Origin of the sequence: Nocardioides zhouii (assembly GCF_004137345.1) — a bacterium.
GTDB lineage: Bacteria > Actinomycetota > Actinomycetes > Propionibacteriales > Nocardioidaceae > Nocardioides > Nocardioides zhouii.
The window spans coordinates 1-20,437 of sequence record NZ_SDWV01000003.1 but is presented as its reverse complement, the minus strand read 5'-3'; the positions used below and the strand labels follow the sequence as shown (position 1 = coordinate 20,437).

Genomic DNA, 20,437 nt, shown 5'->3' with positions numbered 1-20,437 from the left:
GGCCTAGGGTGACCGACGTGTCCGGGGAGAGGAAGGTCGAGAGCACGCCCACCCGGCTGCGATCCCTCGCCGACTACTACCCCGACGGCGTCCTCGGCGCCACCAGGGACGGTGTCGTCACGATCATCAACTCCCAGGCTGCCGCGCTGCTCGGCATCGACGCGCAGGAGGCGTCGTCGCTGCCCCTGTCCGAGCTGCTGCGGCTGCTCGACCAGGACGGACGCAGCTGGCTCGACGTGAACCGTCCGTTCGACAGCATCTCGATCGTGCGCGCCGTCCCGGAGCAGTCGTGGCTCAACGCGTCCGGCGAGGAGGTGCTCACCACCGCCAAGCTGGTGCGCAACGAGCCGCTCGGTCCCGTGGTGGGCATCGCCGTCGGGCTGCGCAGCGGCCGCGGTCGCGCGCGACTGGACCGTGAGCGGTCCGACCTGGTCGCCACGGTCGCCCACGAGCTGCGCTCGCCGCTGACCGGCGTCAAGGGGTTCGTCCAGGCGCTGCTCAACCGCTGGGACAAGCTCAGCGACGACCAGCGCAAGCTGATGCTGGAGACGGTCAACGCCGACGCCGACCGGCTGGCCCGGCTGATCGCCGAGCTCCTCGACGTCGCGCGTATCGACACCGGCCGGCTCCAGCTCTACCCGCGCGAGGCCTCGGCCGAGGTGCTCGTACGACGGGTCGTCGACTCGATCGAGGCCGGCACCGCACGCGAGATCGGCCTCGAGGTCCAGGACGACCTGCCCGACGTGTTCGCCGACCCCGACAAGCTCACCCAGGTCGTGACCAACCTGGTCGAGAACGCCATCCGCCACGGCCAGGGCCAGGTGTGCGTCCGGCTGGCGACCTCCGACATCGGCGTACGGATCACCGTCGACGACGAGGGCGACGGCATCCCCGTCGAGCTGCGCCGCCGCGTCTTCACCAAGTTCTGGACCACCGGCGACTCCGGTGGCAGCGGGCTCGGGATGTACATCGTCGGCGGGCTCACCCGCGCGCACGGCGGCTGGGTGACCATCGACGACGCCCCCGGCGGGGGCGCCCGCGTGATGGTGGACTGGCCGACCGACGACCAGCGCCCGGAGTGACGCCGCGAGGCGACCTCCACACAACCTTCACGAGTCGTCCCCGCCTCCCGACCGGTCGGGATCCTAGGGTCGGACCATGACGTCGACGACCACCGCGAGGACCGCCCTGGTGGTGGAGGACGAGCGCACCATCAACGATGCGCTCGCGCAGCGGCTGCGCGCCGAGGGCTACGTCGTCGAGCAGGCCTTCGACGGTCCGACCGCGGTCGACCTCGCCGCCTCCGTACGCCCCGACGTGGTGCTGCTCGACGTGATGCTCCCGGGCTTCGACGGGCTCGAGGTCTGTCGCCGGATCCAGGCCGACCGGCCCGTGCCGGTCCTCATGCTGACTGCCCGCGACGACGAGGCGGACGTGCTCGTGGGCCTCGGCGTCGGCGCCGACGACTACCTCACCAAGCCGTTCTCGATGCGCGAGGTCGTCGCCCGCGTCGCCGCGCTGCTGCGGCGGGTCGAGCGGGCCACCGCCCTCGCCGAGGAGCGGCCGGCGGCCCTCACGGTGGGTGCGATCACGATCGACCCCGGCACGCGGCGTACGACCGTGGCGGGCGAGCCCGTCCACCTCACCCCGACGGAGTTCGACCTGTTGCTCTGCCTGGCCCGCGAGGCCGGACAGGTGCTCGGCCGCGACCGGTTGCTGCGCGAGGTCTGGGACTGGGGCGACGCCTGGGGGAGCGCGAGCGCCGCGCGCACGGTCGACAGCCACGTCAAGGCGCTGCGCAGCAAGGTCGGCGCCACCCGGATCCGTACGGTGCACGGCGTCGGCTACGCGCTCGAGGACGTCCAGTGAGCACCCCCCGGTCCACGCCGCTCGACGCCGTGACGAGCCTCAAGGTCAAGCTCGGCCTGCTCGTCGTGGCGTCCGTGGTGGTCGCCGTGCTGCTCACCCTCCTCGGCGCGGCCGCGGACGTCTCGCTCCTGCTCGTCCTGCCGGTCAGCGTGGCGCTGGCGCTCGGCGTCACCCAGCTGCTGGCCGCGGGGATGGTGGCACCGCTGCACCGGATGACCGAGGTCTCGCGGGCCATGGCCCGCGGCGACTACTCGGGTCGGGTCCGCACCAGTGCCACCGACGAGGTCGGCCAGCTCGCCGCCGCGTTCAACCGGATGGCCGAGGACCTCGCGACCGTCGACCGCGAGCGGCGCGACCTGATCGCGACCGTGTCCCACGAGCTGCGTACGCCGCTCACGGCGATGACCGCGCTCCTCGAGAACCTGGCCGACGGCGTCGTGCCCGCGGACTCCGACCACCTCCGGGCCGCGCTCGACGAGGCGGAGCGGCTGGGGCGGCTGGTCGACGACCTGCTCCAGCTCTCGCGGCTCGAGGCCGGGGTCGTGGAGCTCGACCGCGAGCCGGTCACCCTCCGGTCGCTGGTCGAGGAGTCCGTGGGCCAGGTCGCCGCCGCCGGTCGCACCGGCACCTTCGACGTCACGGTGCCCGCCGACATGGTCGTGCAGGCCGACCCCGCTCGGCTGCGCCAGCTCCTGGTCAACGTCCTCGACAACGCTGGGCGGCACGCGCCGGCGGGCACCGCGGTGCGGGTCGGCGGCGGCGCCGAGGACGCGCACTGGTGGCTCGAGGTGACCGACGACGGCGGGGGAGTCGCGCCGGAGGACCGCGAGCGGGTCTTCGAGCGCTTCGGCACCGACGGTGGGGGCGGGACCGGGCTCGGGCTCGCCGTGGCCCGGTGGGTCGCCCAGCTGCACGGCGGCACGCTGCGCTTCCTCGATCCCGACGCCGGTCGCGGCGCCCGGCTGCGCCTCGACGTCACCGGCGACACCGTCCCGGTCCCGTCCCGGGTGCAGGCACCGGCCGTGACCACGGCCCCCGTGCCGCCGCCAACGGGTCAGCCGTACTCCCGGCAACGCTCGCAGCCCGAGCTGGCGAACCTGTTCGGTGAGTTCTGGCCGGAGGTCGGGCTGCCGTCGGGCCTGCGCACCGTCGCCGCGGCTGCCGCGGCCGGGCTCGTCGCCGGGGTCGCCCTGTCGTTCACCGCGGTCGGGATCACCTGGACGCTCGTCGCCGTCACCTGCGGCGTTGCGGCCCTGCTGACCGCCCGCCGGCGCCGCGAGCCCTGGACCGTCCTCTGCTCGGCGCTCGCCCTCCTGCTCGTGCTGCCGATGACGCTGCTCGACGCGTGGTGGGTGCAGATGCTCGGGCTCGTGGCCGCCGCCGCGGTGTTCCTGTGCGGCGTCACCGGCGCCCGTACGCTGCCCGGCATCCTCCTGTCCGGGATGTCCTGGCCGCTCGCGTCGCTGCGAGGGCTCCCCTGGTTCGGCCGCTCGCTGCGGATCGCCGGCACCGGGTCGCGGACGCCGGCCCTCGTCCGTACGGCGTTCTGGTCGCTCCTCGGGCTCGGCGTCTTCGGCACGATCTTCGCCAGCGCCAACCCCGTCTTCGGGTCCTGGGTCGACGAGCTGGTGCCCAACCTGACCTTCAACGACCTGGTCGGCCGCGCCTTCCTCGCGTGCTTCGTCTTCGCCGCGACCCTCGGGGCGGCGTACCTCGCCCTCAACCCCGCCCAGGTGGAGTCGCTCGGTGACCGGCGCCCCACGCCGCTGGCCAACCGGTTCGAGTGGCTGGTCCCGGTGCTCGTCGTCGACGCGGTCTTCGTGGCCTTCATCGCCGCCCAGGCGCGGGCGCTCGTCGGTGGTCGCGACTACATCGAGACCACGACCGGCCTGACGTACGCCGACTACGTCCACCAGGGCTTCGGGCAGCTGACCCTCGCCACCGCGCTGACCGTGCTGGTGGTCTGGGTCGCGGCCCGCCGCGCGGGCAGCACTGCCGAGGACCGCCGCTGGCTCCTCGTCTCGCTCGGGCTGCTCTGCGCCCTGACCCTGCTCGTCGTGGCGTCGGCCCTGCGCGGGATGGCGGTCTACCAGGACGCGTACGGCTTCACGACCCTCCGGCTCTTCGTCGACGTCTTCGAGGGCTGGTTGGGCTTCGTCGTCCTGGCGATCATGGTCGCCGGCGTGCTCGGCCGCGCCGTCTGGCTGCCGCGCATCGCCCTGGTCTCGGGTGCCGTCGCCCTGATCGGGCTGGCGGCGATCAACCCCGACGCCTGGGTGGCCGGGCGCAACCTCGACCGCTACGACGCGACGGGCAAGGTCGACCTGACCTACCTCCAGTCGCTCTCGGCCGACGCGACCCCGGTCATCGCCGAGCGGCTGCCGGCGGACGTTGCGGGCTGCGTGCTCCAGTACCACCCCGCCAACCAGCTCCGGCCCGAGGTGCTCGAGGACGCCCGCGCCTGGAACCTGGGTCGCTCCCGGGCCGAGGACGCCCTGGACCGGGTCGCCCTGCCGTCGGCGTCCGGGCGGGGCGATCAATGCAGTGGCGTCTGGACCGCGTACGCCGAGTAGAGTCGGCTGCGTGGACACGAGCTTGCGATTTCTGCGCCCCGGACCTGGTCCGTCGGGCAGCTGACGTCATGGGTCCGGGGAGTGCCCCGTCCGACCCGATGCTCATCCACTTCTAGACTCTGCGGCGACCGCCGATCGCTGATTGCCGCTGAAAGGGAGCCATGTCCGGCCCCAACACCGACTACGACCCTGTCGAGGTGACCCCGCTCAAGGCCGAGCAGGTCGACGCGATGCGCGAGGCGGCCCTGGCCGCGATCGCCGACGCCACTGACCTGGACGGCCTCAAGCAGGTCCGCCTCGACCACGCGGGTGATCGGTCGCCCATCGCCCTCGCCAACCGCGAGATCGGCGCACTGCCGCCGCAGGCCCGCAAGGACGCCGGCCAGCGCATCGGGAAGGCCCGGGGTGCGATCAACCAATCACTCGCCGCCAGGCAGGCCGTGCTCGAGGCCGAGCACGAGGAGCGGATGCTCGCCGAGGAGGGCGTCGACGTCTCCCTGCCGACGACGCGCAGCCGGCGCGGCGGCCGCCACCCGCTGACGCTGCAGTCCGAGCTCATCGCCGACCTCTTCGTGGCCATGGGCTACGAGGTGGCCGAGGGTCCGGTCGTGGAGGCGGAGTGGCTGAACTTCGACGCACTCAACCTCGGTCGCGACCACCCCGCACGGACCATGCAGGACACGTTCTGGACCGAGCCGGCCGAGAACCACGTCGTGCTGCGTACGCAGACCTCGCCGGTCCAGGCGCGCACGATGCTGACCCGCAAGCCGCCGATCTACGTGGTGTGCCCGGGTCGCGTGTTCCGCACCGACGAGTACGACGCGACGCACTCGCCGATGTTCCACCAGGTCGAGGGGCTCGTGGTCGACGAGGGCATCACGATGGCCCACCTCAAGGGCACGCTCGACCACTTCGCCTCGCAGTTGTTCGGCGACGGCATCACGACGCGCTTCCGGCCGTCGTACTTCCCCTTCACCGAGCCGTCCGCCGAGGTGGACGTGAAGTGCTTCGTCTGCCGGGGGATCGACCCGGAGTCGTGCCGCACCTGTCGCGGCGAGGGCTGGATCGAGTGGGGCGGCTGCGGCGTGGTCAACCCGCGCGTGCTGATCGCCTGCGGTGTCGACCCCGACGTCTACAGCGGCTTTGCGTTCGGCATGGGCATCGACCGCTCGTTCATGTTCCGCCACAACCTCGAGGACCTGCGTCCGCTCTTCGAGGGCGACGTGCGGTTCTCCGCGGCCTTCGGCAGCGAAATCTAGAGGGAGAGATCTAAGCCATGAAGGCACCCCTGTCCTGGATCCTGGACCACGTCGACGTGCCCGCCGGCACCACCACCGACGAGATCACCGACCGGCTCACCCTCACCGGCCTCAAGCTCGAGGCGATCGAGAGCGCCGGTCGCGACATCACCGGCCCGCTGGTGATCGGCCGCGTGCTGACGATGGAGCCGGAGCCGCAGAAGAACGGCAAGACCATCAACTGGTGCACCGTCGACGTCGGTGACGCCAACGGCACCGGCGAGCCCCAAGGCATCGTCTGCGGCGCCCACAACTTCAAGCCCGGCGACCTCGTCGCCACCGTCCTGCCCGGTGGCGTGCTGCCCGGCAGCCATGGATCGGGCCCCGTTGAGATCGGCGCCCGCAAGACCTACGGCCACCTGTCGGCCGGGATGATCTGCTCCGCCCAGGAGCTCGGCCTCGGCGACGACCACGATGGCATCATCGTGCTGCCGGCCGACGCCGGCGAGCCCGGCCAGGACGTACGCCCGGTGCTCGGCCTCGACGAGGAGACCATCGAGTTCGAGATCAACCCCGACCGCGCGTACGCCCTGTCGATCCGCGGCATTGCCCGCGAGGTGCTGGTCTCGGTGGAGGGCGCGAGCAACTTCCGGGACCCGGCGGTCCGCGACACCCCGGCCGCCAATGCGGACGGCCACTCGGTCGTCGTCGACGACGCGGAGGGCTGCCCGGTCTTCGTCGCTCGCAGGGTCACCGGCTTCGACCCGGCCGCGCCGACGCCCGACTTCATGGTCCAGCGGATCACCGCCGCCGGGATGCGCCCGATCTCGCTGGCGGTCGACATCACGAACTACGTGATGCTCGAGACGGGTCGCCCGATCCACGGCTACGACGCCGACAAGCTGACCGGCGCGATCGTCGTACGCCGGGCGCGCGACGGCGAGCGGCTGACGACCCTCGACGGCACTGACCGCACGCTCGACGCGGGCGACCTCGTCGTGACCGACGACTCCGGGATCATCGGGCTCGGCGGCGTGATGGGCGGCGAGACGACCGAGATGTCGGGCACCACCACGTCGGTCCTCGTCGAGTCGGCCCACTGGGACGCCGTGTCGATGTTCCGCACCGGGCGTCGCCACAAGATCACCTCCGAGGCCGGCAAGCGCAACGAGCGCGGCGTCGACCCGACCATCTGCGAGGCCGCGGCGGACCGCGTCGTCGCGCTGCTCGTGGAGCACGGCGGCGGCCAGGCCGACCCCGGGGTCACGGTCGTCGGCACCCCGCCGGCCATGCCGGTGATCGATGTCCCCGGCGACCTCGCCGCTCGCGTGTCCGGCATGCCGATCACCGAGGAACAGAGCATCGAGTGCCTGCGTGCTGTGGGCTGCGACGTCGACGGCTCGGGGACGCTCTCCGTCACGCCCCCGCCGTGGCGACCCGACCTGACCGACGCGCAGGACTTCTCCGAGGAGGTCATCCGACTCGTCGGCTACGACCGCGTGCCGTCCGTGCTGCCGACGCCTCCCTCGGGTCGCGGTCTCACCCGCGCCCAGCAGCTGCGTCGCCGGGTCGGCCGTACGCTCGCCGGTGACGGCTTCGTCGAGGTGGTGACCTTCCCGTTCGTGGGGGCCGCCGACCTCGACGCGCTCGGGCTCCCGGCCGACGATGCGCGCCGCGACGTGCTGCGGCTGTCGAACCCGCTCAGCGCCGAAGCCGGGTCGATGACCACGACCCTGCTGCCCGGGCTCCTCCGGGCGGCCGGCAAGAACGTCGGGCACGGCAATACCGACGTTGCGATCTTCGAGACCGGCACGGTCACCCTGCCGCGGCACTCGGGCCCGGCCGCGATCCTCCCGGTGGACCGTCGCCCGACCGACGAGGAGTTCGCGGCCCTCGACGCCGCCCTTCCCGCCCAGCCTCTCCACCTCGCCGTCGTCGCCTCGGGCGAGGCGACGTCCGGTGGCTGGTGGGGCGACGCCCGGCCGGTCACCTGGGCCGATGCCGTCGAGGCGGTCCGGTCGGTGTCCGCGGCGCTCGGGCTCGAGGTCTCGGTGTCGTCCGCCGACCGTGCCCCGTGGCACCCCGGCCGGTGCGCCGAGCTGTCGGTGGACGGAGCGGTGATCGGTCACGCTGGCGAGGTCCACCCGACCGTCTGCCAGGCGTTCGGGCTCCCGAAGCGCGCCGTCGCCGCGGAGGTCGACCTCGACCTCCTCCTCGAGCGGGCCGTCCACCTGCGGCAGGCGCCGACCTTCTCGTCGTACCCCGTCGCCAAGGAGGACGTCGCCCTCGTCGTCGACACCTCGGTGCCGGCCGCCGACGTCGAGGCGGCGCTCCGCGAGGGCGCCGGTGAGCTGCTGGAGTCGATCCGGCTGTTCGACGTCTACACCGGCGACCAGGTGGGCGAGGGCAAGAAGTCGCTGGCGTACGCCCTGCGGTTCCGCGCCCTCGACCGGACCCTCAAGGAGGGCGAGGCGGCCGCCGCCCGCGACGCAGCCGTTGCGCTCGCGGCGGAGCGCACCGGGGCCGTCCAGCGCGCCTGACGCCCGAACGATCACGCGCCTGGTCCTTGAGTCTCCTGGAGACTCAAGGCCCAGTGCGCGTCAGCGACGCTCGCAGGAGCGGCGTACCTCCGCGGAGCACGCGTCGCGTCCGGCTTCGCCGAGGGCACGGTCGCGGCCCTTGCCACCCACGAGGCGGTCGGCGCCCTTGCCGCCTGCGAGGTGGTCCTTGCCGTACCCACCGAGCAGCAGGTCGGCCCCGGCGCTGGCGTAGAGGCGGTCGGCACCCCGGCCGCCCACGATCCGGTCGTCGTTGAACGAGCCGGCCAGGGTGTCGTCACCGTCGCCACCGCGCAGCACCACGGGCCACCTCACGTCCGTGGTGCCTCGCAGACGGGACGCGGTGAGGAGGTCGTCACCGCCGCGGCCGCTGATCCTGACGTTGCCGCCGGAGGCCCTGAGCACCTCGGGAGCATCGGATCCCACCAGCGAGACGCGGCTGCCGGCGAGGTGGACCTCCTCCCACGCGTCCATCGCTCCCGTGTACTCGAGGCGCGGGCTGTAGTTGCGAACGCAGGTGTAGGCCGCCCCTACGCGCACGTCGCCCTCCGGGCAGTACCCCAGCTCGACGCGATCGAGCCCGTCGCCGCCGACGAGGTCACCGCCGACGGTGTCGTAGAACACCAGGGAGTCGTCGCCGCCCCGCAGATCGACGGTGCGGCGCGCGTCCGGGCTCGGCGGCGGCATCACGCCGACTCCGCCCGTCGGGACAGGGCTGCCGCTGCCGAAGGTGACGCGCTCGTCGGCATCGGTGCCGGTGAACGTGGTGTGGAGGTTGTCGACGAGGACGGTGTACGACGTCGTAGCGCCGGACCACCGGAGGACCGGCTTCCCGTCGACCGTCGCGACGCCGGTGGGAGCATCGACGACGAGGTCGTTGCCCTGCCAGCCGCGGTACAGGTTCAGCGAGTTGTCGCCACCGCCGAGGTCGGCGGTCGGTCCGGCCTGCAACCCCGCCCAGCGCAGACCGTCGTTGCCCTCTCCCAGCGTCACCTGGTCGTGGTTGACCGATCCGGACTCGATCGAGCCGGAGTAGACCGCGTCACCACCGCCTCGTGTGTCGATGACGTCCTTCTCGGTATCGGTGACGCCCCCGAGCATCGACCAGTCGCCGGTTCCGGCGTACACGACCTCGCCGGTCGTGTCGCTGCCCAGGTAGGTGTCGGCGCCGGTGCCGAGGACGACGGTCAGGCCGATGTTGCCGTCGGTGGACTCGTTGACGACCGCGTCGTCGCCGGGACCTGCGTCTACGCCGTAGGTGAACGGCTCGCGGGACGACGTCACCCGGATGCAGACGAGGTCGTTGCCGGCTCCGCTCGACGCGACACCCGTCGCGGTCAGCCCCACCACCATGACGTCGTCGCCGCCGGTCCCCGCGTTGCCGGTGACGGTCACCGCCTGGCCCTGGCAGGTCAGCGGCTCAGCGTGGGCAGGGACAGCGGCGCAGGCCAGCCCGACGGTCAGCAGGGCGGTGACGACGGCTGGGTGGCGTGCGGAAGGCATGGCGGAACCTCTCGAGAAGTGGTGTGTCCGTCGAGGAGACACTGCACGCGCCCGAAAGGTTGCTGTCAGTTGATCGGGGAGTCCACGATCGCGCGGAAGCGAGCGTGGACGTCGGTGTCCCCGACCACGGAGAGGTCCGTGTCGTCTCCCCGGCTCCACAGCCACATGTCGAGCGCGACGGCCGGCCCGTCGATCACGACGTCGGGCTCGATCTCCGCGTCGTCGGGGGCGGGCACGACGTGGAAGTCCTCCTCGTCGGCGTACGACGTCCCGCTGTCGGGGTCGGTGCCGGCGAAGATGCCGAACCGCACCCAGAACTCCTCGCCCGTGTCGGTGGTGTCGACCCGCACCAGTCCCTCGCCGGGTGTCCAGGTGCCCCACGGCGGGCACCCGCCGTACATCACGTCGAGGACCTCGTGGACCCCGTCGGAGGCCAGCACGGGGTCGACGTCCGAGCCGGTGCCCGCGGCCAGTTCGGCGTCCACCCGGTGGATCAGCGCCTCGTGCGCCTGCCGCCGCAGGATGAAGCCCGCGGTGTGGTCGTCGGACCAGGTCCACGCCTCGTCGGCGGGGTCGGCCGCCTCGAGGACACGGGCCAGTTCGGCCGACCACTCGTCGTAGCGCGCCAGCAGGTCGTCGTACGCCTCGGGCCGCGGCGGCTCGACCTCCTCGGGCTTCGCGGGGCGGGCCGCCAGCACCTCGGCCCACCAGCGCTGCACCGTCGCGAGGTGCCACAGCAGGTCGGCGGCGTTCCAGTCGGGACAGGAGGGCACCCGCGCCGCTGGGTCGCACGCCGCCATGACGTCGCGGAAGCGTGCGGACTCGATGCGCAGGTGGTCCAGGTAGGTCTCGGGAGGGAGTCGGGTCACCCCAGCACCGTAGGGGAGTGCAGGGACATCCCGCCTCGTGATTTCACCCCGGCTCGGAGGAACATGCAGAGCAATGTATAGTCATGCATATGACCGTCTCAGTCGCCGTCGCCGGAGCCAGTGGGTACGCCGGGGGCGAGGTCCTGCGCCTGCTGCTCGGTCACCCCGAGGTGGAGATCGGCGCGCTGACCGCCGGGTCCAACGCCGGTGAGCGCCTCGGCTCGCTCCAGCCGCACCTGCTGCCGCTGGCCGACCGCGTCCTCGTCGACACCACGGTGGAGACCCTCGCCGGGCACGACGTGGTCTTCCTCGGCCTGCCGCACGGCCAGTCGGCCGCGATCGCCCGGGCGCTGGGCGAGGACACGGTCGTCATCGACTGCGGCGCCGACTTCCGGCTGACCGACCCGGGGGAGTGGGCGGCGTTCTACGGCGGCGAGCACGCCGGCTCCTGGCCGTACGGCCTCCCCGAGCTGCCCGGCCAGCGCGAGCTCCTGCGCGGGGCGCGCCGGATCGCCGTCCCCGGCTGCTACCCGACCGTGTCCACCCTCGCGATCGTCCCCGCGATCGCGGCCGGGCTGGTCGAGCCCGACGTCACCGTCGTCGCCGCATCCGGCACCAGTGGCGCGGGCAAGGCGGCCAAGCCGCACCTGCTCGGCAGCGAGGTGATGGGCAACGCCAGCGCCTACGGCGTGGGCGGCACCCACCGGCACACCCCCGAGATCGTCCAGAACCTCAGCGGCGTGCACGGCTCACCGGTGCGGGTCGGCTTCACGCCGCTCCTCGTGCCGATGTCCCGCGGCATCCTCGCCACGGTGCAGGCGCCCCTGCTCGACGGTGTGACGGCCGCGGGAGTCCGCGACGCCTATGCGGCGGCGTACGCCGACGAGCCCTTCGTCCACCTGCTGCCCGAGGGCCAGTGGCCGCAGACCCAGTCCGTCCTCGGCTCCAACGCCGTGCAGGTCCAGGTCGCCGTCGACGAGCGCGTACGACGACTCGTGGCGGTCGCCGTGGTCGACAACCTGGCCAAGGGCACCGCCGGCGCCGCCGTCCAGTGCATGAACCTCGCCCTGGGCCTCGACGAGGCCACCGGGCTCTCCACGATCGGACTCGCTCCATGAACTTCACCCCATCGAAATGCTCGCTTCGCTCCGCTTTCGACAGGGACCCCGAATGAGCACCACCCACCCCAGCGGCTTCACCGCCGCCGGCGTCGCGGCCGGACTCAAGACCAGCGGCGGCCTCGACCTCGCCCTGGTCGTCAACCACGGTCCCACCTTCGACTCCGCGAGCGTCTTCACCGCCAACCGCTGCAAGGCCAACCCGATCCTCTGGAGCCAGGAGGTCGTGAAGGACGGCGTCGTACGCGCCGTCGTGCTCAACTCCGGCGGCGCCAACTGCTACACCGGACCCGACGGCTTCCAGACCACCCACGCCGTGGCCGAGCGCGTCGCGACCGGGCTCGGCATCGGCGCACTCGACGTGGTCGTCTGCTCGACCGGCCTCATCGGGCTCGCCAACGACCGGGACGACCTGCTGGCTGGCGTCGACGCCGCGACCGCTGCTCTCGCCGAGGACGGGGGAGTGCCCGCCGCCCAGGCGATCATGACCACCGACTCGGTCGCCAAGACCGTCGTCGTCGAGGGCGCCGGCTGGTCGATCGGCGGGATGGCCAAGGGCGCCGGCATGCTCGCGCCCGCGCTCGCCACGATGCTGGTCGTGATCACGACTGACGCGGTCGTGCCCGCCGCCGAGCTCGACGCCGCCCTCCGCGCGGCGACGCGGGTGAGCTTCGAACGGCTCGACTCCGACGGGTGCATGTCGACCAACGACACCGTCACCGTCATGGCCAGTGGCGCCAGCGGCATCACACCCACTCCCGAGGACTTCGGCGCCGCACTCACGCAGGCCTGCACCGACCTCGCGATGCAGCTGCTCAAGGACGCCGAGGGCGCCGACCACGAGATCGCCATCACCACGCTCCACGCCGCGACGGAGGACGAGGCGGTCGAGGTCAGCCGCAGCGTCGCACGCAGCAACCTCTTCAAGGCCGCGGTCTTCGGCAACGACCCCAACTGGGGCCGCGTCCTCGCCTCCATCGGCACGACGGACGCCACGTTCGACCCCGCGGACCTCGACGTCGCGATGAACGGCGTCTGGGTGTGCCGCGAGTCCACGCCCGCCGAGGACCCGGCCACCGTCGACCTCACCGGCCGCGATGTCAGCGTGACCATCGACCTCAAGTCCGGCGACGCCCGCGCCACCGTCTGGACCAACGATCTCACCCACGCCTACGTCCACGAGAACAGCGCGTACAGCTCATGAACCAGATCCCCAGCCCCGGCCGGCCCGACCCCGCCAAGGCCCGTACGCTCGCCGCCGCCCTGCCGTGGCTCAAGCGCTACCACGGCCAGACGATCGTGGTGAAGTACGGCGGCAACGCGATGACCGACGACGCCCTCAAGGTCGCCTTCGCCGAGGACATTGCGTTCCTCCGGTTCGCTGGCTTCAAGCCGGTCGTCGTCCACGGCGGCGGCCCCCAGATCTCGTCGATGCTCGACCGGCTCGGCATCGAGTCGGAGTTCCGCGGCGGCCTCCGGGTGACCACCCCCGAGGCGATGGACGTGGTCCGGATGGTCCTCGTCGGCCAGGTCCAGCGCGAGCTGGTCGGCCTCATCAACCAGCACGGTCCGCTTGCCGTCGGGCTCTCGGGCGAGGATGCCGGCCTGTTCACCGCGGAACCCACCAACACCATCGTCGATGGCGAGGAGGTCGACCTCGGCCTCGTGGGCGAAGTGGCCCGGGTGCGGCCCGAGGCAGTCCTCGACCTGATCGAGGCGGGCCGGGTGCCGGTCGTCAGCTCGGTCGCTCCCGACGTCAACGGTCTGGTGCACAACGTCAACGCCGACACCGCAGCCGCCGCGCTCGCCGTCGCGCTCGGTGCCGAGAAGCTCATGGTCCTCACCGACGTCGAGGGGCTCTACCGCGACTACGGCAACTCCGACGACCTGATCCAGGAGATCAGCCCGGAAGCCCTCGGCGAGATGCTGCCGAGCCTTGACGCCGGGATGATCCCGAAGATGCGCGCCTGCTACGAGGCCGTCATCGGCGGCGTGCCCCGGGCCACCGTGGTCGACGGCCGCGAGCCGCACGCGGTGCTCCTCGAGATCTTCACCGACGAGGGCGTCGGCACCCAGGTGCTCCCCGGCGCCGTCACCAAGCTGCGCAAGCCCTACGCGAAGGAGGAGCCGTCGTGACCCACCCTGCGCAGGAGCGCTACCTCGCCTCCCTGATGAACACCTTCGGACCGCCGCGGCTCCAGCTCGCCCGTGGCGCCGGCGCCCACGTCTGGGACGTCGACGGCAACGAGTACGTCGACTTCTTCGCCGGCATCGCCGTCAATGCGCTCGGCCACGCCCACCCCGCGCTGGTGGAGGCCGTCACCACCCAGCTGTCGACGCTCGGCCACGTGTCGAACTTCTTCGCCACCGAGCCGCAGGTCGGCCTCGCCGAGCGACTGCTCTCGCTCCTCGGCTGGACCGATGGCCGGGTCTTCTTCAGCAACTCGGGCGCCGAGGCCAACGAGGCCGCGCTCAAGCTGACCCGTCGCACCGGCCGCACCCGCCTCATCGCCGCGGAGGGCTCCTTCCACGGCCGGACCATGGGCGCCCTCGCGCTCACATCCAAGGCGGCCTACCGCGAGCCCTTCGAGCCGCTGCCGGGCGACGTCACCTTTGTGCCGTACGACGACGTGGCCGCGCTCGAGGCAGCCGTCGACGACACCGTGGCCGCCATCGTCCTCGAGCCGATCCAGGGCGAGGCCGGCGTCGTCGTTCCGGACGCGGGCTACCTCGCCGCCGCCCAGCGCATCGCGCACGAGCACGGCGCGATGCTGTGGCTCGACGAGGTGCAGACCGGCATCGGTCGTACGGGCGCCTGGTTCGCCCACCAGCTCGTCGACGGCGTACGCCCGGACATCGTCACCCTCGCGAAGGGCCTCGGCGGCGGCATCCCGATCGGCGCCACCGTCGCCCACGGCGCGGCCGCGAGCCTGCTCAAGCCCGGCAACCACGGCACCACCTTCGGCGGCAACCCGGTCGCGTGCGCCGCCGCCCTCGCCGTGCTCGACGTCATCGAGCGCGACGACCTGCTGTCGGCCGCCGTCGAGCGCGGCGCACACCTCACCCGGGCACTCGCCGCCGAGCAGGAGGTCATCGCCGTCGAGGGACGTGGCCTGATGCTCGGGGTCCAGCTCGCGGACGAGACCGCCGCGGCGGTCGTGGCCCGGGCCCAGGCCCGCGGCTTCCTGCTCAACAACACCGGGCCGGCGCGGCTGCGCTTCGTCCCACCGCTCACGATCACCGAGGCCGACATCGCCGTCCTCGCCGACGCGTGGGCCGACATCGTGACCGATCCCGAGGAGCTCAAGCCGTGACCCGCCACTTCCTGCGCGACGACGACCTGTCTCCCGCCGAGCTCATCGAGGTCCTGGACCTCGCCGACCGGATGAAGGCCGAGCCCTTCGACCACAAGCCGCTCACCGGCCCGCGGACCGTCGCGCTCGTCTTCGACCGGCCCACCCTGCGGACCCAGGTCTCGTTCGCCGCCGGCATCGCAGAGCTCGGCGGCAACCCGATGACCGTCGACGGTGGCCTGGCGGCTATGGGTTCGCGCGAGGGCGTCGAGGACGTCGCTCGCGTGCTCGGCCGGCAGGCGGCCGCCATCGTGTGGCGCACCGCCCACCAGAGCGACGTGGTGACGATGGCCGAGCACGCCGGCGTGCCCGTCCTCAACGCGCTCACCGACGAGTTCCACCCGTGCCAGCTGCTCGCCGACCTCCAGACCGTGCGCGAGCACAAGGGCCGGCTCGCGGGCGTACGGGCCGCCTTCGTCGGCGACGGAGCCTGCAACATGGGCAACTCGTGGGTGCTCGCGGGAGCCGCTGCCGGGATGCACGTCGTGATCGGCGCGCCCGAGGGCTTCACGCCCGACGCCGACGTCATCGCCACCGCCCGGACGATCGCCCAGGAGACCGGCGGCTCGATCGAGCTGACCGTCGACCCGGTCGAGGCCGTGAGCGGCGCCGACGTCGTCATCACCGACTCCTGGGTCAGCATGGGCCGCGAGGAGGAGTCCGCGGACCGGCTCCGGATCTTCCCGCCCTACGGTGTGACCGAGGAGCTGCTCGCCCACGCCGACCCGGAGGCCATCGTCATGCACTGCCTGCCCGCCTACCGCGGCAAGGAGATCTCCGAGGCAGTCATCGAGGGCACGCAGTCGGTCGTGTGGGACGAGGCGGAGAACCGCCGGCACGCGCAGAAGGCCGTCCTCACCTGGCTCCTGGACCGCTCATGACGGCTCTCACGCCCCTCACGAAGGGGGCCCGCCACCAGCGCATCGTCGAGATCGTCACCACCCACCCGGTGCGGTCCCAGACCGAGCTCGCCGACCTGCTCGGCGACCACGGCGTCCACGTCACCCAGGCCACGTTGAGCCGCGACCTCGTCGAGCTCGACGCGGTCAAGGTGCGCGGCGCCGACGGTGCCCTGGTGTACGCCGTGCCCGGCGAGGGCGGTGACCGGTCCGTCGTGGCACCCCGCGAGACCGCCGCCGGCCGCGACCGGCTCGCCCGCCTCTGCGCCGAGCTCCTGGTCAGCGCCGAGGCGAGCGCCAACCTGGTCGTCCTGCGCACCCCTCCCGGCGCCGCCCAGTTCCTCGCCAGTGCCTTCGACAAGGCCGACCTCGGCGAGGTCCTCGGCACGATCGCCGGCGACGACACGCTGCTCGTCATCGGGCGCGACCCCGAGGGTGGCGACGCGCTCGTCCGGCGGTTCCTCGACCTCGCCAACCACCACACGCCCTCCCCATCAACTGCTGCAGACAAGGACGTCATCTCGTGAGCAAGGTCCTCACCTCCCTCCCCGTCGGCGAGCGCGTCGGCATCGCCTTCTCCGGAGGTCTCGACACCTCCGTGGCGGTCGCCTGGATGCGCGCCGGGGGAGCGGTGCCGTGCACCTACACCGCCGACATCGGGCAGTACGACGAGCCCGACATCTCCGGCGTGCCGGCCCGGGCGATGCAGTACGGCGCCGAGCTGGCGCGCGCGCTCGACTGCAAGGCCCAACTGGTCGAGGAGGGTCTCGCGGCGCTCGCGTGCGGTGCCTTCCACATCCGTTCCGGCGGCCGCGTCTACTTCAACACCACGCCACTGGGCCGCGCCGTCACCGGCACGATGCTGGTGCGCGCGATGCACGACGACGGCGTCAACATCTGGGGCGACGGATCAACCTTCAAGGGCAACGACATCGAGCGGTTCTACCGCTACGGCCTCCTCGCCAACCCGGACCTGCGGATCTACAAGCCGTGGCTGGACGCCGACTTCGTCACCGAGCTCGGTGGGCGCCACGAGATGAGCGCCTGGCTGATCGAGCAGAACCTGCCCTACCGCGACAGCCAGGAGAAGGCGTACTCCACCGACGCCAACATCTGGGGCGCCACCCACGAGGCCAAGACGCTCGAGCACCTCGACGTCTCGCTCGAGGTCGTCGAGCCGATCATGGGCGTGAAGTTCTGGGACCCCTCGGTCGCGATCCAGACCGAGGACGTGACGATCCGCTTCGACCAGGGACGCCCGGTCGCCATCAACGGCGTCGTGTACGACGACCCGGTCGCGCTGGTCCACGAGGCCAACACCATCGGTGGGCGCCACGGCCTCGGCATGTCCGACCAGATCGAGAACCGGATCATCGAGGCCAAGTCGCGCGGCGTGTACGAGGCGCCGGCGATGGCGCTGCTCTTCATCGCGTACGAGCGGCTGGTCAACGCCATCCACAACGAGGACACCGTCGCGCAGTACCACAACGAGGGCCGCAAGCTCGGCCGGCTGCTGTACGAGGGCCGCTGGCTCGACCCGCAGGCGCTGATGATCCGCGAGTCGATCCAGCGCTGGATCGCCTCGCTCGTGGTCGGCGAGGTCACCATCCGGCTGCGGCGTGGCGAGGACTACTCGATCGTCAGCACCAGCGGTCCGACGTTCTCCTACCATCCCGACAAGCTGTCGATGGAGCGCACCGACAACGCGGCGTTCGGCCCGACCGACCGGATCGGCCAGCTCACGATGCGCAACCTCGACATCGCCGACTCGCGTGCCAAGCTCGAGCTCTACGCCGCCCAGCCGCTCGACCAGGGCCAGGTGCTCGTCGAGAACGGCACGCTATTCGGTGCCATCGAGGCCGGCGGCTACGACAGGATCACCGACAACCCCTCGGCCCGTTCGGAGTCGGAGGACGACAGCGCCCTCGACGCCGCAGCGATGGAGTTCGGAACCGACTGATGACCCAGCCCGGCACCACCAACGAAGGCTCCCTCTGGGGCGGCCGGTTCGCGAGCGGGCCGTCGCCGGAGCTCCAGGCACTCTCGCGGTCGACCCACTTCGACTGGCAGCTGACGCCGTACGACCTCGCGGGCTCACGGGCTCACGCCAACGCTCTCCACACCGCCGGCCTGCTCACCGATGTCGACCACGCCGAGCTGTTGCGCGGCCTGGCGGTGCTGGGGGAGAGGTACGCCGCCGGCGACCTGCACCCGGCCCCGACGGACGAGGACGTCCATGGAGCTCTGGAGCGGCTGCTCGTCGACGAGGTCGGCTCCGAGGTGGGTGGGCGCATCCGCGCGGGACGCTCGCGCAACGACCAGATCGCCACGCTGTTCCGGGCGTACCTGCTCGACCACGTCCGCACGATCGCGCGCCAGGTCCTCGACCTGGTCGACGTGCTCGCGGCCCAGGCTGCCGACCACCTCGCTCCCGGCAGCGAGAGCGTCATGCCGGGCCGTACGCACCTGCAGCACGCGCAGCCGGTGCTGCTGTCGCACCACCTTCTTGCGCACGCCTGGCCGCTCCTGCGCGACGTCGCCCGCCTCGATGACTGGACGCGCCGGGTGTCGGCCGAGTCGCCGTACGGCGCGGGCGCGCTGGCGGGCTCGTCGCTAGGCCTCGACCCCGAGCAGGTGGCCCACGAGCTCGGCTTCTCGGGCTCGAGCCCGAACTCGATCGACGGCACGGCTGCGCGCGACTTCGTGGCGGAGTTCGCGTTCGTCACCGCGATGATCGGCGTCGACGTCTCGCGCCTGGCCGAGGAGGTCATCCTCTGGTCGACGCGCGAGTTCGACTTCGTGACTCTCCACGACTCGTGGAGCACCGGGTCGAGCATCATGCCGCAGAAGAAGAACCCCGACGTCGCCGAGCTCGCGCGGGGCAAGTCGGGCCGGCTGGTCGGCAACCTCGCGGGTCTGATGACCACGCTCAAGGCGTTGCCGCTGGCCTACAACCGCGACCTGCAGGAGGACAAGGAGCCGGTCTTCGACTCGGTGGACACCCTCGAGGTACTGCTGCCCGCCTTCAGCGGCATGGTTGCCACGCTCACGTTCAACGTCGCGCGGATGGCCGAGCTGGCACCCCAGGGGTTCTCGCTCGCGACCGATGTCGCCGAGTGGCTGGTGCGGGAGGGCGTGCCGTTCCGCGACGCCCATGAGCTGGCCGGAGCGTGCGTACGTCGCTGCGAGGAGCTCGGCTGCGACCTTCCCGACCTCACCGACGAGCAGCTCGCCGCGATCTCGCCGGCGCTGAGGCCCGACGTACGTTCGGTCCTCACGGTCGAGGGGTCCGTCGCGTCCCGTTCGGGCCGTGGCGGTACGGCGCCCGCGAGGGTGCGCGAGCAGCTCGACGAGGTCCGCTCCGTGGCGGCCGATCACCGTGGCCGACTGGGCTGAGGGCGACCCGCTCGAGGTCGCCCCGCGGTTGCTGGGCGCGGTCCTCACCCACGGCGGCGTCTCGGTGCGGCTGACCGAGGTGGAGGCGTACGCCGGTCCGGCCGACCCGGGCTCCCACGCCTACCGCGGTCAGACCGACCGCAACCGCGTCATGTTCGGCCCGCCCGGGCACCTCTACGTGTACTTCGTGTACGGAATGCACCACTGCGCCAACCTCGTCACCGGACCGGACGGCGACCCGGGGGCCGTGCTCCTGCGCGCGGGTGAGGTCGTCGCCGGGCTCGACCTGGCCCGTGAGCGCCGGCGGGGGAGCAGCGACCGTGACCTGGCACGCGGCCCGGCGCGGCTGTGCCGCGCGCTCGGGATCGATCTCGCCGACAACGGCGCCCGCCCGGCCCTCGAGCGCGGGGAGCCCGTCGCCACGATCAGCAGCGGTCCGCGCGTCGGGTTGAGGCACGCGGCCGACCGTCCGTGGCGGTTCTGGGTGACGGACGATCGCACCGTCAGCACCTACCGGCCAGCCGCCCCACGCCGCGCCGTACGTCGCTGACCTGCGGTTTCTCGCTCACAGACCCCCCGGTTTGGCACCGCCCGGAGGGAGGGTCTACAGTTCTTCTTGTCGCTGCAAGTGGCGCCGCCTCCTGGCCAGAAGGTCAGCTGAAGCGGAAACCTGGCAACGACCACCTGAGCACGATGCCCACGAGTTTGACGGTGAGCACCGAGCCCGGTAAGTTTCTGCAGGTTGCCCCGCGACCGAACCGGCCCAGCCGGCGAGGATCGGGTGCGTCTGATTTTTGAGAACTCAACAGTGTGTTTGATTAGTCGACGAATTGGTTTGTTTTGCCCCGTTGACGTCATGTGAAGTTGCCTCGTTTGTGGGGTGGTGGAGTGTGGTGTCGCGGTTTCTTTGACAATGATTCTGAACGATTGTTTCGGCAGTTGATGTCAGTTTTGTTTTTTGTCAGGGGATGTGGCTCTTATTGATATTCCTTGGCTCACTTTGGTGGGTTGGGGTTTGTTTTCGATGGAGAGTTTGATCCTGGCTCAGGACGAACGCTGGC

At 71.8% G+C, this 20,437-nt stretch carries 16 protein-coding genes; 14 read left to right on the top strand and 2 right to left on the bottom strand.

The window, feature by feature from the left end:
* The first annotated feature begins 17 nt into the window (after positions 1–17).
* The 5 genes from EUA94_RS03300 (at position 18) to pheT (ending at position 8,220) form a co-directional block, all read left to right on the top strand.
* Positions 18–1,082: a sensor histidine kinase gene (locus EUA94_RS03300; RefSeq protein WP_242494653.1), complete on the top strand. Its 1,065-nt coding sequence runs from the start codon at positions 18–20 to the stop codon at positions 1,080–1,082.
* A 76-nt stretch (positions 1,083–1,158) separates the two neighbouring features.
* Positions 1,159–1,869: a response regulator transcription factor gene (locus EUA94_RS03295; RefSeq protein ID WP_129424696.1), complete on the top strand. Its 711-nt coding sequence runs from the start codon at positions 1,159–1,161 to the stop codon at positions 1,867–1,869.
* Entirely contained in the window at positions 1,866–4,442 is a 2,577-nt protein-coding gene (locus EUA94_RS03290) for a DUF4153 domain-containing protein (RefSeq protein WP_129424694.1), read from the top strand. The genes EUA94_RS03295 and EUA94_RS03290 overlap by 4 nt, the downstream gene beginning before the upstream one ends.
* Before the next feature lie 161 nt (positions 4,443–4,603).
* Positions 4,604–5,701 carry a phenylalanine--tRNA ligase subunit alpha gene (pheS, locus tag EUA94_RS03285; protein ID WP_129424692.1) on the top strand — a complete coding sequence of 366 codons (1,098 nt, stop codon included), beginning with the start codon at positions 4,604–4,606 and terminating at the stop codon, positions 5,699–5,701.
* A 17-nt stretch (positions 5,702–5,718) separates the two neighbouring features.
* Positions 5,719–8,220: a phenylalanine--tRNA ligase subunit beta gene (pheT, locus tag EUA94_RS03280; protein ID WP_129424690.1), complete on the top strand. Its 2,502-nt coding sequence runs from the start codon at positions 5,719–5,721 to the stop codon at positions 8,218–8,220.
* 60 nt (positions 8,221–8,280) lie between these two features.
* Here pheT and EUA94_RS03275 read toward each other — a convergent pair whose 3' ends face one another.
* Positions 8,281–9,741, bottom strand: coding sequence for a calcium-binding protein (locus EUA94_RS03275; protein ID WP_129424688.1), 1,461 nt, complete (start codon positions 9,739–9,741; stop codon positions 8,281–8,283).
* 65 nt (positions 9,742–9,806) lie between these two features.
* Positions 9,807–10,610: a maleylpyruvate isomerase family mycothiol-dependent enzyme gene (locus tag EUA94_RS03270; protein ID WP_129424686.1), complete on the bottom strand. Its 804-nt coding sequence runs from the start codon at positions 10,608–10,610 to the stop codon at positions 9,807–9,809.
* Positions 10,611–10,699: 89 nt separating this feature from the next.
* On the opposite strand from EUA94_RS03270, the gene argC reads away from it, so the two are divergent.
* From argC to EUA94_RS03225, 9 genes are read left to right on the top strand one after another with little or no spacing between them, the layout of a single operon-like run.
* The gene (gene argC / locus EUA94_RS03265; protein WP_129424684.1) at positions 10,700–11,728 is read left to right on the top strand and encodes an N-acetyl-gamma-glutamyl-phosphate reductase; all 1,029 of its coding nucleotides are present in this window, start codon (positions 10,700–10,702) and stop codon (positions 11,726–11,728) included.
* A 52-nt stretch (positions 11,729–11,780) separates the two neighbouring features.
* Positions 11,781–12,932, top strand: a complete 1,152-nt coding sequence (gene argJ / locus EUA94_RS03260) for a bifunctional glutamate N-acetyltransferase/amino-acid acetyltransferase ArgJ (RefSeq protein WP_129424682.1) — start codon at positions 11,781–11,783, stop codon at positions 12,930–12,932.
* Positions 12,929–13,864 carry an acetylglutamate kinase gene (gene argB / locus EUA94_RS03255; RefSeq protein ID WP_129424680.1) on the top strand — a complete coding sequence of 312 codons (936 nt, stop codon included), beginning with the start codon at positions 12,929–12,931 and terminating at the stop codon, positions 13,862–13,864. Before argJ ends, argB begins: the two co-directional genes overlap by 4 nt.
* Positions 13,861–15,042, top strand: coding sequence for an acetylornithine transaminase (locus EUA94_RS03250; RefSeq protein WP_277986074.1), 1,182 nt, complete (start codon positions 13,861–13,863; stop codon positions 15,040–15,042). Before argB ends, EUA94_RS03250 begins: the two co-directional genes overlap by 4 nt.
* On the top strand, positions 15,039–15,962 hold the full coding sequence (gene argF, locus EUA94_RS03245) for an ornithine carbamoyltransferase (RefSeq protein ID WP_129424678.1): 924 nt from the start codon (positions 15,039–15,041) through the stop codon (positions 15,960–15,962). Before EUA94_RS03250 ends, argF begins: the two co-directional genes overlap by 4 nt.
* Positions 15,959–16,507, top strand: coding sequence for an arginine repressor (locus EUA94_RS03240; RefSeq protein ID WP_129424676.1), 549 nt, complete (start codon positions 15,959–15,961; stop codon positions 16,505–16,507). Before argF ends, EUA94_RS03240 begins: the two co-directional genes overlap by 4 nt.
* A complete protein-coding gene (gene argG / locus EUA94_RS03235) occupies positions 16,504–17,940 on the top strand; it encodes an argininosuccinate synthase (RefSeq protein ID WP_129424674.1) in 1,437 nt (478 codons plus the stop codon). The genes EUA94_RS03240 and argG overlap by 4 nt, the downstream gene beginning before the upstream one ends.
* Entirely contained in the window at positions 17,940–19,376 is a 1,437-nt protein-coding gene (gene argH / locus EUA94_RS03230) for an argininosuccinate lyase (protein ID WP_129424672.1), read from the top strand. The genes argG and argH overlap by 1 nt, the downstream gene beginning before the upstream one ends.
* Complete coding sequence (locus EUA94_RS03225; RefSeq protein WP_129425140.1) at positions 19,354–19,926, top strand: DNA-3-methyladenine glycosylase; 573 nt, start codon at positions 19,354–19,356, stop codon at positions 19,924–19,926. Before argH ends, EUA94_RS03225 begins: the two co-directional genes overlap by 23 nt.
* The last annotated feature ends 511 nt before the right edge of the window (positions 19,927–20,437 follow it).

What these genes read in the sequence shown, in the direction of transcription:
- argJ (WP_129424682.1), top strand. Translation starts at nt 11,781, where the DNA reads ATGAGCACCACCCACCCCAGCGGCTTCACCGCCGCCGGCGTCGCGGCC.
- argC (WP_129424684.1), top strand. Translation starts at nt 10,700, where the DNA reads ATGACCGTCTCAGTCGCCGTCGCCGGAGCCAGTGGGTACGCCGGGGGC.
- argH (WP_129424672.1), top strand. Translation starts at nt 17,940, where the DNA reads ATGACCCAGCCCGGCACCACCAACGAAGGCTCCCTCTGGGGCGGCCGG.
- pheT (WP_129424690.1), top strand. Translation starts at nt 5,719, where the DNA reads ATGAAGGCACCCCTGTCCTGGATCCTGGACCACGTCGACGTGCCCGCC.
- pheS (WP_129424692.1), top strand. Translation starts at nt 4,604, where the DNA reads ATGTCCGGCCCCAACACCGACTACGACCCTGTCGAGGTGACCCCGCTC.
- argB (WP_129424680.1), top strand. Translation starts at nt 12,929, where the DNA reads ATGAACCAGATCCCCAGCCCCGGCCGGCCCGACCCCGCCAAGGCCCGT.
- EUA94_RS03295 (WP_129424696.1), top strand. Translation starts at nt 1,159, where the DNA reads ATGACGTCGACGACCACCGCGAGGACCGCCCTGGTGGTGGAGGACGAG.
- EUA94_RS03275 (WP_129424688.1), bottom strand. Translation starts at nt 9,741, where the DNA reads ATGCCTTCCGCACGCCACCCAGCCGTCGTCACCGCCCTGCTGACCGTC.
- EUA94_RS03240 (WP_129424676.1), top strand. Translation starts at nt 15,959, where the DNA reads ATGACGGCTCTCACGCCCCTCACGAAGGGGGCCCGCCACCAGCGCATC.